The organism is Sphaerisporangium perillae (assembly GCF_023276435.1).
In the GTDB taxonomy this organism is placed as follows: domain Bacteria; phylum Actinomycetota; class Actinomycetes; order Streptosporangiales; family Streptosporangiaceae; genus Sphaerisporangium; species Sphaerisporangium perillae.
On record NZ_JALLPO010000010.1, the window covers coordinates 1 to 14,268 of the forward strand.

At 69.3% G+C, this 14,268-nt stretch carries 14 protein-coding genes; 12 read left to right on the forward strand and 2 right to left on the reverse strand.

Annotated elements, in window-relative coordinates; genetic code table 11:
• The 5 genes from MYF83_RS11565 to MYF83_RS11585 form a co-directional block, all read left to right on the forward strand.
• On the forward strand, window positions 1-2,134 hold a 2,134-nt coding region (locus tag MYF83_RS11565), incomplete at its 5' end, for an ABC transporter permease family protein (RefSeq protein ID WP_248960259.1).
• 91 nt (window positions 2,135-2,225) lie between these two features.
• Window positions 2,226-3,191 carry an ABC transporter ATP-binding protein gene (locus MYF83_RS11570; RefSeq protein WP_248960260.1) on the forward strand — a complete coding sequence of 322 codons (966 nt, stop codon included), beginning with the start codon at window positions 2,226-2,228 and terminating at the stop codon, window positions 3,189-3,191.
• 26 nt (window positions 3,192-3,217) lie between these two features.
• Window positions 3,218-4,072 (forward strand): ABC transporter ATP-binding protein, encoded by an 855-nt coding sequence (locus MYF83_RS11575; RefSeq protein ID WP_248960261.1) that lies wholly within the window; start codon window positions 3,218-3,220, stop codon window positions 4,070-4,072.
• A gap of 94 nt (window positions 4,073-4,166) precedes the next feature.
• Window positions 4,167-4,643 (forward strand): hypothetical protein, encoded by a 477-nt coding sequence (locus tag MYF83_RS11580; RefSeq protein WP_248960262.1) that lies wholly within the window; start codon window positions 4,167-4,169, stop codon window positions 4,641-4,643.
• 64 nt (window positions 4,644-4,707) lie between these two features.
• Entirely contained in the window at window positions 4,708-5,577 is an 870-nt protein-coding gene (locus MYF83_RS11585) for a hypothetical protein (protein WP_248960263.1), read from the forward strand.
• Here MYF83_RS11585 and holA read toward each other — a convergent pair.
• Entirely contained in the window at window positions 5,523-6,491 is a 969-nt protein-coding gene (gene holA, locus MYF83_RS11590) for a DNA polymerase III subunit delta (RefSeq protein WP_248960264.1), read from the reverse strand. The two genes, MYF83_RS11585 and holA, sit on opposite strands and share 55 nt — an antisense overlap.
• Before the next feature lie 320 nt (window positions 6,492-6,811).
• Here holA and MYF83_RS11595 point away from each other — a divergent pair, with 320 nt between their 5' ends.
• The 7 genes from MYF83_RS11595 to MYF83_RS11625 all read left to right on the forward strand — a co-directional run bounded on the left by MYF83_RS11595 (window position 6,812) and on the right by MYF83_RS11625 (window position 12,640).
• Window positions 6,812-6,979, forward strand: coding sequence for a hypothetical protein (locus MYF83_RS11595; RefSeq protein WP_248960265.1), 168 nt, complete (start codon window positions 6,812-6,814; stop codon window positions 6,977-6,979).
• Window positions 6,980-7,188: 209 nt separating this feature from the next.
• On the forward strand, window positions 7,189-7,635 hold the full coding sequence (locus MYF83_RS11600) for a hypothetical protein (RefSeq protein ID WP_248960266.1): 447 nt from the start codon (window positions 7,189-7,191) through the stop codon (window positions 7,633-7,635).
• A 13-nt stretch (window positions 7,636-7,648) separates the two neighbouring features.
• Window positions 7,649-8,218, forward strand: a complete 570-nt coding sequence (locus tag MYF83_RS11605; RefSeq protein WP_248960267.1) for a site-specific integrase — start codon at window positions 7,649-7,651, stop codon at window positions 8,216-8,218.
• A gap of 444 nt (window positions 8,219-8,662) precedes the next feature.
• Window positions 8,663-9,409 carry a class I SAM-dependent methyltransferase gene (locus MYF83_RS11610; protein WP_248960268.1) on the forward strand — a complete coding sequence of 249 codons (747 nt, stop codon included), beginning with the start codon at window positions 8,663-8,665 and terminating at the stop codon, window positions 9,407-9,409.
• Between the two features lie 140 nt (window positions 9,410-9,549).
• Window positions 9,550-10,722, forward strand: coding sequence for a tyrosine-type recombinase/integrase (locus MYF83_RS11615; protein ID WP_248960269.1), 1,173 nt, complete (start codon window positions 9,550-9,552; stop codon window positions 10,720-10,722).
• Complete coding sequence (locus MYF83_RS11620) at window positions 10,719-11,054, forward strand: helix-turn-helix domain-containing protein (RefSeq protein WP_248960270.1); 336 nt, start codon at window positions 10,719-10,721, stop codon at window positions 11,052-11,054. The genes MYF83_RS11615 and MYF83_RS11620 overlap by 4 nt, the downstream gene beginning before the upstream one ends.
• On the forward strand, window positions 11,054-12,640 hold the full coding sequence (locus MYF83_RS11625; protein ID WP_248960271.1) for a site-specific integrase: 1,587 nt from the start codon (window positions 11,054-11,056) through the stop codon (window positions 12,638-12,640). Before MYF83_RS11620 ends, MYF83_RS11625 begins: the two co-directional genes overlap by 1 nt.
• Window positions 12,641-12,852: 212 nt before the next feature.
• Here MYF83_RS11625 and MYF83_RS11630 read toward each other — a convergent pair whose 3' ends face one another.
• On the reverse strand, window positions 12,853-14,235 hold the full coding sequence (locus MYF83_RS11630; protein WP_248960272.1) for a hypothetical protein: 1,383 nt from the start codon (window positions 14,233-14,235) through the stop codon (window positions 12,853-12,855).
• Window positions 14,236-14,268: the final 33 nt, after the last annotated feature.

Below are 14,268 nucleotides of genomic sequence, written 5' to 3' on the forward strand. Positions count from 1 at the left end.
GGTGCTGGGCAACAGCCGTCCGTCGCTGGCGCGGGTCACCGGCCTGTTCGAGCCGGTGACCCCCGCCGACGGCTACTGGGACCACAACAGCGACACGGTGAAGGTGACAGTGCGGCGGCTGCCGCAATCGGACGCGGAGGAGAACTACATCACCGCGCTCACCGGCACGCAGGCGCTGGGAAGCCTCAGCGGCGAGGCGCGGAACCTGAGCTACCGGTGGGTCCTCGGGGTCGACGGCTCCGCCATCACGGCCCGCAACGCCTCGTCGGTGATCGCCGGGCTCACCGAATACACGCGCATGCTCATCACCGACCACAACGGCCCGGCCAACTACGACCCGAGGGTGGGCCTCGCCCCCTACGAGGTGCACACCGACCTGCCCGACCTGCTGAAGGACTTCCTGAACCGGCTCAGCACCGCCCAGACCCTGATGTACCTGATCCTCGGCGGGCTGGTGGTCGTGGCGATCGGCGTGATCGTGCTCGCCGTGCAGCTCGTGACCGAACGCATGCGGCCCGGTCTCGCGCTTGCGCGTGCCCGCGGCGCCTCGCTCCGGCAGATCGTGCTCGCCGGTGGCGGCACCGTCGCGCTCGCCGTGGTCCCGCCGGTGCTGATCGGCTACGCCCTCGCATTCCTGCTGCCCGGCCCGGTCACCCCGATCGTGTCCGCCGGCCCGCTGCTGATCGCCGTAGTCGCCGTCCTGTTCGCCGCGGGGCGCCTGGCCGCCGGTCACCGCAAGCCGCTGCACGACCGCCGCGACGACGTGGTGGCCCGCCGCCCGTCACCGCGCAGGATCGCGCTGGAGCTGCTGGTCATCGTCCTCGCCCTCGGCGGCGCCTACCTGCTGCGCACCCGCGGCCTCACCACCGGGACCGCGCGGCAGGGCGCCGACCCGTTCCTCATGCTCGTGCCGGTCGCGCTCACCGTCGCCGCCGGGCTGATCACGCTGCGCTGCTACCCCTATCCGCTGCGTCTGGTCGTGTGGGCGGCCTCCCGCACTCGGCCCGCCGTACCGTTCGTCGGGCTCACCCTCGCGGCCCGGGCCAGGTCCATCACCGCCCTGCCCGTGCTCATCCTGCTCCCCGCGCTGGCCGTCTCGGTGTTCGGGTCGGTCGTCGGCGGCGCGCTGGACACCACGCAGCGGCTCGCCGCCTGGCAGGCCACCGGAGCCGCCGCCCGGGTCGAGCGGGCCGCCGAACTCCCCGCCGACGCCATCGAGAGGATCCGGCACGTGCCGGGCGTCCGGGCGGTCGTACCCGCGGACAAGGGCATCGCGCAGGTCGGGCTCGGCGGCAAGACCGCCACCATCCTCGCCGTGGACCTCGACGCCTACCGCCGGATCCTGTCCGGCACCCCCCTCACGGCGCCGCCGGCCCCCGGCCTGCCCGCTCCGGCCATACCCGCACTCGTCTCCCCCGACCTCGCCGGCATGTCGACCTTCGAGATCGGCTGGCACGTCCGGATGAAGATCACCAACGCGGGGGTCATCCGGGGAGGCCTGCCCGGCGTGAGCTTCACGGAGAACAGCCTGATCGTGCTGCCATACGACGCCTCCAAGAGAGCCGGGTCGCGGACGTACACCAACCTGCTGCTCGTCGACGGCGAGGGCATCGACGGCGCCAAGCTGAGGGCCGCCGCGGGCGACCGGCCCGACATCCTGGTGTCGACGTTCGACGAGTCGCTGGCCAAGATCACCGGAACGCCGCTCACCACCACCATCATGATCAGCTTCCGGATCGTGACCATCGCCCTCGCCGTTTACGCGCTGCTCACCGTGATCATCGCGCTGGTGATCGGGGCCGCCGACCGGGCGCGGGCCCTGTCCTACCTGCGCACCCTCGGCCTGTCCCAGCGCCAGGCCGCCAACCTGACCGTGCTCGAGATCGCCCCGATGATCGTGCTCACCGCGTGCGCGGGGCTCCTGCTCGGCCTCGGGATGCCCTCCGCGCTCGGGGCCGCCATCGACCTGAGCGTCTACGCCGGAGACCTCGCCGTCGGGGACTACCGGCTCGGCCTCACCACACCGATCCTGCTGGCCGCCGGGCTGGCGGCCGTCTCCGTGCTGGGCGCATTCCTGCACGCGAGGATCGGCGGCCGCCGCTCGCTCGGCTCCACCCTGCGAGTCGGCGAATGAACGATCACACCCACATCGCACGAGCCGGAGGCGAAGTGAACACCGACGCCGTCCAGAGCCCAGGAACATCCCACACAGCAACGGAGGCACGGTGAACACCCCGAACGCCGTGCGAAGCGGAGACGCCACGCGCAACCCCACGCTGTCAGAACTGGAGGAGCAGGCCGGGAAGGCCCAGCCCGCCTTCGGCGAGCACGCGCACATCCTCTGCGACAACCTGGTGCGCATCTACAAGACCGAAGGCGTCGAGGTCGTCGCCCTCCAGGGCCTGGACCTGCTCATCGAGAAGGGCGAGCTCATCGCCATCGTGGGCGCGTCCGGCTCCGGCAAGTCGACGCTGCTCAACGTCCTGTCCGGGCTCGACGTGCCGACCGCGGGCCTCGCGCGCGTCGCCGGCACCGACCTGCTCGCCATGACCGGCAAGGACCGGCTGCGCTACCGCCGTGACGTCGTCGGCTTCATCTGGCAGCAGACCGCCCGCAACCTCCTGCCCTACCTCACCGCCCGCGAGAACGTACGGCTGCCCATGCGCCTCGCCGGCAAGCGCGCCCGTACGGAGCACGCCGACGAGCTGCTCGAACTGCTCGGCGTGGGGTACTGCGCGGACCGCAAGCCGGACCAGATGTCCGGCGGGGAGCAGCAGCGCGTGGCGATCGCCGTCGCCCTCTCCAACTCTCCCGAGGTGATCCTGGCCGACGAGCCGACCGGCGAGCTGGACTCGGAGAACTCCGAGCAGGTCTTCGCCGCATTGCGCCGTGCCAACCGCGAACTGGGCGTCACCGCCGTGATCGTCACCCATGACGCGCTGGTGTCGGAGCAGGTCGACCGTACCGTCGGCATCCGCGACGGCCGGACCAGCAGTGAGACGCTCCGCCGCGCCTCCGCAGGCGGTGAGATCATCGCCGAGGAGTACGCCGTCCTCGACCGGGTGGGCCGCCTCCAGCTGCCCAGGGACTTCACCAACGCGCTGGCCATGGAACGCCGGGTACGGCTGGAGCTCGAGCGCGACCACATCGGAGTATGGCCGGACAAGCCGCAACCAGGGGACGGCGAATGAGCACTCGACCAGGTGAGGACCGACAGGTGACCCCCGAAGACCCCGCCTCCCCCGCGCCTCCGCCGGACCGGGAGGAACGACCCGATCAGCTCGGCCAGGAGCGGCGCTCCGGCCACCCGGAGCACGACGAGACTCTGGACCGCCTCGAGCGCGCACCCGAGCACGGCGGCGAGTCGCCGCTGGTCGTCGTCCAAGGGCTCCGCAAGGTCTACCGGAGCGGCCCGAAGGAGGTCGTCGCCCTCGCCGACGTCTCCTTCGAGGCCTATCCCGGGGAGCTGATCGCCATCCGCGGCCGCTCCGGCTCGGGGAAGACGACCCTGCTCAACCAGATCGGCGGCCTCGACCGCCCCGACAGCGGGCGGGTCGTCGTGGCCGGGCGCCCCGTCACCGAACTGCCCGAGCCCGGCCTGCTGGAGCTCCGCCGCGACGTCGTCGGCTTCGTCTTCCAGTCGTTCGGCCTGATACCGGTCCTGTCGGCGGCCGAGAACGTCGGCGTCCCCATGCGGCTGTCCCGCACCCCCGTCACCGAGCGCGACGAGCGCGTACGGATGCTCCTCTCGCTGGTCGGGCTCGAGAAGCACATGAACCAGCGGCCCTACGAGCTCTCCGGCGGCCAGCAGCAACGGGTCGCCATCGCCCGCGCGTTGGCCAACCGGCCGAAACTCCTGATCGCCGACGAGCCGACCGGGCAGCTGGACTCGCAGACGGGACGCCAGATCATGCAACTCCTGCGCGCGCTGGTCCGCAGCGAGGGAGTGACGGCCCTGGTCGCCACGCACGACCCGGCCCTGATCACCCTCGCCGACCGTGTCCTCCAACTCCACGACGGCGCCCTGGTCACCCCCGACCCCTCCCCCGCCACAGCCCCGGCCCCCGCCTGAACCGAGCGCAAACCGGTGGAGAAGGTGATTCTCTTCTCCACCAAGAACCGTGACCATGGTGTGCGAAATGGAATAGGGCAGCGGAAGGCGAGCCATGCTGGCCGACTCCTACGCCCTCCCCGGACAGGAACGGCTCGCGCACCCGGAGCTGACCCGGTTCGGCGTCTACGAAGACCTCGAGCGGCGGGCACGGCTCATGGAGGGCGCCTGGCCGAGGCCCCAGACCGGCGGCACCGTCGAGGTCGCGCTGTCCCAGCCCGCCGCGCAGGCGATGCGCCTCACCACCGGCCAGGAGTTCAGCCTGGTGGGACGCCTGGACCACAAGGCCGTACGCGCCAGGCTGACGGGGGTCTTCCAGCTCGACGACCCCTTCGCCGACCGCTGGGGCCGCGAGGAACTGCTGCGCAGGGGGATGGAACGCGGCGGCTACACCACCTACGGTCCCCTGATGGTGCCGCGCGAGACCTTCCTCGCCCGGTTCACCGGCACGAGCGTCACGGTCTCCTGGGTCGCCGTGCCCGACCTGCGGAACCTCACCAGGACCGGCTGCGGCCCTTCGCGACCTCGATGAAGCACCTGGGTGAGGAGCTCAGGCGCGACTGCTCCCGTGCACGACCTTCACCCGGCTGCCCGACATGCTGACCCAGCTCGACCAGGCGGCCCTGGTCGCCCGCTCCACCATGCTCGTGCCCGTCCTGCAACTGCTGCTGCTCGCCGCGTACGCGCTGGTCCTGACCGCGCGGCTGCTGGCCGACCACCGGCGCATGGAGGTGGCGCTGCTGCGCTCACGGGGAGCGGGAGGCGTGTGGCCGGCGGTGCTGACCGGCACCGAGTCCCTGCTGGTGGCCGTCCCGTGCGCGGTCATCGCCCCGTTCCTGGCTCCCCCGCTACGGGCTGTCCTTCCTGCTGCCCGGTCCCGTGACGCGGATCGTCCACGCGGCTCCCCTGCTCATCGTGGTGACCACGTTGACGTTCGCCGCCGTCCGGGTCGCCGTCGTCCATCGCAGGCCGCTCCAGGAGCGCCGCGAGGACATGGCGGCCCGGCTCCCGTCCCCCGCAGGACGATGCTGGAGATCATGGTCGTCGTGCTCGCGCTGGGCGGCGCCTACCTGCTTCGCGACCGGGGGCTCACCACCGGGGTCGCCGCCCTGGGGTCTGACCCGTTCCTGATGACCGTCCCCGCGGCGCTCACCGTGGCCGTCGCGTTGATCACCTTGCGCTGCTACCCGTATCCGCTGCGCCTGATCGTCCGGCTAGCCGCACGCGCGCGGCCCGCCGTGCCGTTCGTCGGGCTGACCCTCGCGGCCCGCGCCAGATCGGTCACCGCGCTGCCCGTGCTGATCCTGCTCCCCGCGCTGGCCGTCGAGCTCGGCGTCGCCGCGCCGCAGGCGGGAGGTTCGGACTTCCTTCAGCGGCCGGTTCGGGCTTTTTCAGCGTCCGGTTCGGGCTTTCAGCGTCCGGTGCGGCTGGCGACGATGACCTGGACCGTGCGTTCGAGGGCGTAGGCGGGGTCGGTGCCGCCACCCTTGACCTGCTCGTCGGCGACGGCGACGGCCTGCATGGCGTGCGCGATGCCTTCGGGCCCCCATCCGTTGAGCTGGCGCTTCACCCGGTCGACCTTCCACGGTGGCATGCCGACGTGGCTCGCGAGCTGCCCGCCGCGCAGATTTCGAGGGGCGCTGCCCACTTTGGCGAGCGACCGGACCCCACCGGCCAGCGCGCTCACGATCAGCACGGGAGCGACGCCGGTGGCGAGCGCCCACCGTAGCTGTTCGAGCGCTTCCCCGAGCCGTCCCTCGACCGCCTTGTCGGCGACGGTGAACCCGCTGACCTCGGCGCGTCCACGGTGGTACCGCGCCACGGCCGCCTCGTCGACCGCCTTACCGGGCGTGTCGAACGCGAGCTGGTTGCACGCGGCGGCGAGCTCCCGGAGGTCGTTGCCCACCGCGTCCAGCAGCGCCTGAGCCGCGTCGGCGCTGATCGACCGGCCGGAGTTCCTCATCTCGTTCTTGATGAAGTCGAGGCGTTCTCCCGCCTTGGTGAGCTTGGTGACCGTGACGACGGCCGCACCGGCCTTCTTGACACCGTCGACCAGGGCCTTGCCCTTCACGCCACCGGGGTGCACCAGGACGACCACGGCGTCCTCGGACGGCCGCTTGGTGTAGGCCACGATCTCGGCGATGACGTCCTTGCCCACATCCTGTGCCGACCGGAAGACGACGACGGTCCGGTCACCGAACAGGGAAGGAGAGGTGAGGCGGGTCAGCTCCCCTGACTCCACCTTGCCGCCGAACAGATCGTGCACCTTGGTCTGCGGATCGCCCGCCCGCGCGGCCGCGACCACCGACGCCACCGCCCGGTCGGCGAGCAACTCCTCATCGCCGACGACGAGGGTCACAGGTGCTGGATGCGTCGCCATGCGAGCAGCATGCCATGCCCCGAACCCCCCGCGGCAACCTGACCACCGCTCCCACCACCCGTCGTGCGGTCCTGCGTAACTGGAGCCCGGCTCAGACGGGTGTCACAGGTTTCACTTCGGCGTGCGGATGCGCTGTGACCAGGCCGATCGGCCTGAGCACAGGCCGTGGTGGATGACAAAGAACGGGCAAAGAACGACTTTTACTGAAACGGATGTGGCACACGATTTCACCGGAGTCACAGCGGTAACGCTGCAAGTCATCGGCAATCCAACTGCAGGTATTCTCGGGCAGGATGAAGTCAACGAAAAGCGATGAGGAGGTGAATACCACCATGAACTCCTACCAGCGCCGTCACAGCTGCCCTCGCTGTGGAGCCATGCTCGACGAGGGACCGATCCTGTACCGTTGCGCGCCGTGCCACCGTTCGGTGTATGCCGCCGACCTCGACAACGAGTTCCACGCCAAGCTCGCGACCGCCGCCCGCTGACCAGCCCACCGCCTGACGCGTGACCGCGCGAGCGGGCGTCCGAGATCCGCTGATCAGCCCGCCGCCTTGCCGCATGACCCCGTGACCGGACGGCCGGGGTCGGCCGACGCGGGCGATCCGCCGCAGAAGGCCACTCAGGGAGAAACCGCCGCATGCCGGACGGCGAATCGCACCTAGCCAGACAGGCGCACCGCTCCTAGGATCCCGCCATGGCGGACATCAGCTACCTTGACGCGTGGGCATTGTGGCTGGATGGGAGATCCACTCTCGGTGACGATCTCTTCGGTCTGCCCATGATCTGGTGGGGCCGCGGCGGGAAGATCGCCGCGTTCGCCGGTGGCCTGACCGTACTGCTGGACCTGCTCGGCCCTGAACGACTCAGATACGGGCCTCGGCTGGCCAGGAAAATCATGATCGGCATTGGCGCCGTCACCATGTTCGCGCTGGTGTTGTGGCTGGCCATTATCGTGCTTGCCGTTATGGGCGTGATAGCTCTTCTGCTATGGGGACTCGTCTACCGAAAACTGAGGGACGGGTTTCATCGCCTTCTCGATTGGTACCCGAGGTTCACCGCTGAAGCGCTCGAAAGCTGGAGCCGCTGGACGTGCTTCGCGCTGGTCGTGATCGGCTTCCACTTCGACCTGCTTGCCTCTTGACCTCCTCCCCCTCGTGAACGAGGGGGATTCCAACCCTCACGGGTCGGGTTTCCTGCTTCGTCTCGCGCTCGGTGCGGAGTCGCACTGCAGCCGGTGGGCCCAAGCCGCCGACTACGTCGACGAACGGATCGCGGGCGCCGACGATCTTTCGGAGTGGGATCTGCGCACCATGCCCAACGCCGCCGACGTCACCACGCCGCAGACCAAGGCCGCACGCAAGGTCCTGTCCGGATACCGCGAGCGTCTCGCCCTGACCAAGGACCCGGCCGCGCGCACCCGCAAGGCCGACGCGGCCGTGGCGGACGCCCTGCGCGAGATGGTGGCCACGCTCGACCGCTCGACCCTGGCAGGGAAGCGGGACGCCGTAGCCCTGCTGCTCGGCTACGCCTGCGCGGCCCGCGTCTCGGAACTGGTGGCCCTGGACATCGCCGACGTCCGCGAGACACCCGAGGGCCTGCTCGTCACCATCTATCGGCGGAAGATCAAGAAGTTCACCGAGACGGCCGTCCCCCCGTCCGACCAAGCCCCCACGACCCGGCTCGATCTGGAACCCCGCGTCCTGTTCGCCCCCACGACCACCTGATCAAAGGTCCCAAGCGGCAAGACATGCCCGCGGCCAAGGGATCCGGCTAGCTGTTGCGGGACATGAGGTTGTTGACGCCGGAGAGGGTGTTGCTGAACTCCTGATCGCCGTTGTTGATCAACGCTCAGTGACTCGTTCGGCAGGTTGGCAAGTTGTTCGGCAGGTCGTGGAGTTCGAGGAGACGCACTGTGGTGGTATGGCCGGTGCCCTCGCGAGCGAGAAGGTCTCGCGTGAGCTGGCATCCGACACTTCGACCTGACGGCCTACGTGGATTCGCCCCGTGACATCGTCCACCGCGAGACATGAGCGCCACTCAATGACAGCTCCTCACATGCCGATCAATATGTTGAAATAGCGATCAAGCGACATCCCGCGTAGTGACACGCTACCCAGGCCACAGGCACTGTGCGGGGACGATGGGTGACAGCCGGAAAGGCAGGGTCAATGTCCAGCGGGCAGTTGTACGACACCATCGGGGCCACCTACACCGTGACACGGCGCACTGAACCCCGCATCGCTGCGCAGATCTGGGCTGCGCTCGGCGATGCTCGGACCGTACTGAACGTCGGGGCGGGCACCGGGTCCTACGAGCCCCCCGACCGCCACGTCCTCGCGGTGGAACCGTCGGCGCTCATGCGTTCGCAGCGCCTTCCGGACGCGGCGCCGTGCCTGGCTGGATCTGCCGAGAACCTGCCGTTCGATGACCAGTCGTTCGACGCCGCGATGGCTGTTTCCTCCGTTCATCACTGGCAGGATCCGATTGCCGGCCTGCGCGAGATGCGGCGGGTTGCTCGCCGTGTGGTGGTGTTCACGCACGACACCAGTGACACCGGATGGCGTTCTCGGTTCTGGCTTACCCGCGACTACCTGCCTGAGGTCGCGGACCTCCTTGTCGGCCGGCCTTCGGTGACCGAGCAGGCCCGTGCGATCGGAGCCCGGATGGAGCCGGTGCTCATTCCGTGGGACTGCGCTGACGGCTTCTTCGAGGCCTACTGGCGTCGGCCCGAGGCATACCTGGACGAGAATGTCCGTCGCGGGATATCGGTCTGGGCGAGACTCGGGCCGGACGCCGAGCAGCGCGCAGTGCACAGCCTCCGGGATGACCTCGCATCCGGTCGGTGGGCCGAACGCAACCGAGACCTCGTCGATCTCGACGCGGCAGAGCTTGGCCTTCGCATGCTGATCGCCTGAACCCGCCACCGGCTCGCACCGGTCAAGGCCTGGACCTCGGCGGGTAGCCGGGACGCATTGCTGCTAATAAATAACCCCAGAGTTCCCGGAGTCCTCGTCCGTCTCTATAGGCCCAGGACCAGGGGGTTCTTCCTCGATTCATGCCGGTTCTGTCATCTGAAGCTCTTTCGGGATTCCTGAAGTTCTATCGTCGTTATCACTGGTCTGGCTGGATCGGTGAAGGCGAGGAGCCCGAGTTGAGCCTTGCGGTCGTGCGGGATCTGCGGGAAGCGCGTGCTCCGGCCGGACCGGACGAGATGGTGGCGTTGGAGACCGACGTGCTGGCGGGGTTCGTGCTGGCACGGGCGGCGGCCGGGATGGCCGATTCGACGATCGCTGGCGATGTGGTCAATCTTGAGCAGATCCGGGTCTGGTTCGGCGGGCCGTTGTGGGAGATGGAGCCGGCGGACGCCGACGTCTACTTCGGCAAGGTGCTACGGGATGCGGCCAAGGGAACCCGACTGGCCCGATCTCGGGCGTTGCGGGTCTATTTCTTGTTTCTGGAGATCCGGCACAAGGTCGAGATCCATCAGCTGACCGGCCGGGTGGTGGAATGCCCGATCGATGAGATGAACCGGCCGAGGGGTGTGGGCCGGGCGGCGTTACGGATCCCGCCATCGGCGGTGCAGGTGGAGGCGTTGTTCGCTGGGTGGCGTCAGGAGCTGGCGACCTGCCGGAGGTTCGCCCCGGCCGCCCGCAACTACGCGGCGGCCCGGCTGATGGCCGAGGTCGGGTTGCGTGTCAACGAGGCCAGCCACCTCGATCTCCCCGACATCAAGTGGGAGCTGGGCCCCTTCGGGAAGGTGCACGTCCGCAAGGGCAAGGGCGCCCGCGGGTCCGGCCCCCGCGAACGCATGGTCCCGTTGATCAACAATGCCGGGGCGACGCTGCGGTGGTTCGTGCAGGACGTGTGGTCGTGCTTCGACGACGACCACACCCGGCCGGGTGCCCCGTTGTTCTGCTCCGAACGCCGTAACGGCGACGGGACGGCGGCCCGGGTGGGCAATGAGACGTTGCGGTCCACGCTGGCCGCGGCGGCGGTGAGGCATCTGCCGGACTGGCCGGACCGGGTGACCCCGCATGTTCTGCGGCATTTCTGCGCCTCGCAGCTGTACTTGGGCGGGATGGATCTGGTCGCGATCCAGCAGACCCTCGGCCATGTCTGGGTAGCCACGACCATGAATTACATTCACGTCCAGGCCACCCATATCGAAGACGCCTGGATCAGCGGCCAGCAACGGGCGGCCGACCGTTTGAAGGGGCTCCTGCCGTGAAGTGGAACCTGCGGCTGGCCGCCGCCAATCGCGGCATCTGGAAGGCCAGCGAGCTGCAGCGGATGCTCGCCGAGGCCGGTTTGGTGATCAGTGCCGGGAAGATGTCGGCTCTGTGGTCGGGCAGCCCGGCCAGCATCAAACTCGACGACCTTGATGTCATCTGCGCCGTTGTGGGCTGCGGGGTGGAGGAGCTGTTGATCACCGAACCGGTCCAGGCCATCGGGTCGGCCGACCAGCAGCAGCAGGAGGCCGCGTCCGTCCCGTCCTGCGGTCAGGCCGGGCCGCAGGTCAGGCCCAAGCGCCATGACGGGCGCTCGCTGCCACCCGCCTGATGGCCCGGACGCGCGCAGACACCCCCATCGGCAGCTGCCCGCTCTGCCTGTCCTGGGGCTCGTCTTACGGATCGCAGTCGTATTGCCGGGCCTGTTACGACTTCGTCCGCCGCTACCACCCCGGCGAGTGCGCGGGCTGCCGGCGGATCATCGCGGTCAAGAAAGGGCACTGCCGACTGTGCTGGCTGCAGGCCGGCCTCACCGCTTCGGGCAGGCGCAGGATCGCTCCGGAAGACTTCGAGCCCACCGGCTGCTGGCAGCTGTCGCTGGCGGGCATGAACCGGCTCGGTAACACCGGCCCGGCCCCCGAGACCCCGGCGGCCGAACTCCCCCAGCCGGTCAGTCCCGCCGCTGGGACGCAGCTGGAGCTGCGTGCCCCGGGTGAATCGCGGCACTTCGACGCACGCCACTGGGTCGCCTCCACCATCACCAACGAGGCCCTGCTACTGGCCAGGCAGATCGCCCGCCAGCTCGCCGAGACCCGCGGCTGGAACGCCAGGATCGTCATCGAGACCGGCCGTGCGCTGGCCGTCGTCCTCGCCGACCACGCACCTGGCGACATGATCGCCTGGTCCTGGCTATCACCTGCGCTGCACTCGCGGGACCTGAGCGTCACTCGCACCGCCGAGATCCTGGATCTGGCCGGGCTCCTGGACGATGATCGGGTCTCCTGCTTCGCCCGCCTGATCCAGGCCCGGCTCGCGCTGCTACCGCGGCCGATGGCCGCCGATGTCGAGGACTGGTTGCGCACCCGCAGCCAGGGCGGGCCTCGGAGCCGTCCCCGCGACGAGCACACCGTCCGCATGAACCTCAACCGGATTCACCCGCTGCTGCTGAACTGGGCAAAGCAGTACGTCCATCTGCGTGAGGTCACCGCCGCCGACGTCATCACCGCTACCTCGCTTCTGCCTGGAACCCGACGCCGTCAGACCCTCACCGCCCTGCGCTCGCTGTTTGGCCACTGCAAGAAGACCGGCAAGATCTTCCGGGACCCGACCAGCGGCGTCCACGACGGCCAGCGGCCCCTGATCCTCCTCCAGCCGCTGCGGCCCGAGCAGATCGACCAGGCCACTGCCGCAGCTGTCACTCCCGCTGCCCGGCTCGCGCTCGCCCTAGCCGCCGTCCACGCAGCCCGGCCCAAGACCATCCGAGAACTTCACCTCGACGACGTCGACCTCGGCAACCGGCGGATGGTCATCGCGGGCAGGACCCGCCCTCTCGACGACCTGACCCGGCACCTGCTCCTGGCCTGGCTGCAGCATCGAAGCCACCGGTGGCCAGGCACCGCCAACCCGCACCTGATCGTCAACCAGCAGACCGCCATGACCACCCGAGCGGTCAGCGAGAACTGGCTGACCGAAAGCTGCCGCGGTCTCACCGCCACTCTCGAAGCACTCCGGGTCGACCGGCAACTCGAGGAAGCCCTCACCCACGGCCCCGACCCCCTGCACCTCGCCGCCGTGTTCGGGATCGACGACACCACCGCCATCCGCTACGCCACCATCGCCCGCCAACTCCTGGAGACTGCCGCCGGGCAGCAGGACCCCGCCGGTTCCCGCGAACCCAAGGGTCAGAATCCCCCATAGAGGGTGAAGGTCCTAGGGTTCCTCCCGAAGCCCCTTCAGTTCGCCTGAACTCTGGGGAAAGGCCCCGGCCTCCTCAGAACCGTGCGTGCCACTCCTCGCGGCACACGGCTCAAGCAAGCCCCGGAGGGCGGTTCAGGGTTGTGGTTGTGCTGGTTTCCTGCGTTGGCGGGCGAGGATGATCTCCGCCGTCGCGAACAGGTTCTTGGCCGTGGTCATGTCCATAGTGGTTCGTCCTCGTCCTCGTCCTCGTCCTCGTCCTCTTCGATCACGCACTCGCCCGGGCAGCCCAGATAGTCCCAGGCGGCCACGCGGCGCTCGAACTCCTCGACGCTGCAGCGGGCGACGAGGACATCGCCGTTCTCGACCCCGGTGGCCCAGGCGATGTGCAGGTCGCCGCGGACGTTTCCCGAGCCGGTCCACCAGTGGCTGTTGGAGGGCCAGAAGCCGTTGTCGCATCCGCATGAGTCCTGGTCGAAGTACTCGCAGACCTGGGGGATCGGAGGACCATCTCCTGGATAGATGTCCATCGGGATGAGGGTCCAGCGTCCATCGACCTCCGCGGCCGGGTGCAGGACGCCGTTGATGCGGATGCGGACGGCGGTCAGTCCGTCGTAGCGGGCGGTGCGGAACTCGTAGTCGGACCAGGCATGCTTACGCCCGGCGTTGTAGTCGTCCCAGTCCTCCTCGTCCCACTCGTCGCTATCCCAGTCGTCGTCGTAGTCGTACAGCTCCTTCCCCTGCACGGGGTACAGGTCGTCGCCGGTCAGTTGGACGAGGTCGGCGACCCGGTCCTTCCCCTCGACCTCCTCGACATCCTCGACACGGCAGTCGATCTCCACGGCGGCCTGGGACGGGAAGGTCAGGAGGTCCGGCACCCGGGCAAGAGCGGTGGCCAGGGCGTCGTCGGGGATGGGCCCGAGGTCGATCGACTCCACCGGGTCCTTGCCGCGCCGGCTGAGCAGTTCCAGTCGGCCGTCGCGGACATGCAGGACCCGCGAGATCCTCCTGCCGAACATGCGCCAGGCGCGAATGCCGAGCAGGACCTGCCCGGTCTCGCCGAGCGGGCGGCTGGGATAGAGGCAGTCCGCGACGAGCCGTTCCGGCTTCGGCGGAGCAGGATGCCGGGGAGTTGGAGCCGTCGGAGCAGCAGGCGAGGGAGCGGGGAGAGATTGCGCGGCGGCCGGCGCTTCTTCGGGGTCCGGTACGGCAGGCGTCACCGGTTCCCGGTCCCGTGCGGCCAATGCCGTGAGTTCCTCCGCGGCAGGCTGTTCGGCGGAGGCGTCCGACTGCCAGCCCGCCAGGGAGCAAGAGCCGTCGGCGCAGGAGATGACGCTCAGGCAGATGTCGCTCCACGCGTAGACCACGTCCTGGCCGGACCGGCGGCCCAGCTCGCACGCCTCCTCATGGCTCAGTCCGACGACCGCGAACGCGGGAGTCATGCGCCCCGGCTCGCCGTACTCCGCCTCCCAGGAACCAACGGGTCCGACGCCTCCGATCACGTGGATCGTCTCGTGACTGGGCCGCCGTTCCATGCCGATGCCCGCCGAAGTCACATCGATCCACTGGTCGTCGACCTGGATGCGAATGATCGTCATTACTGTCCTTACAGGGTGGTACGGAACGTTCCA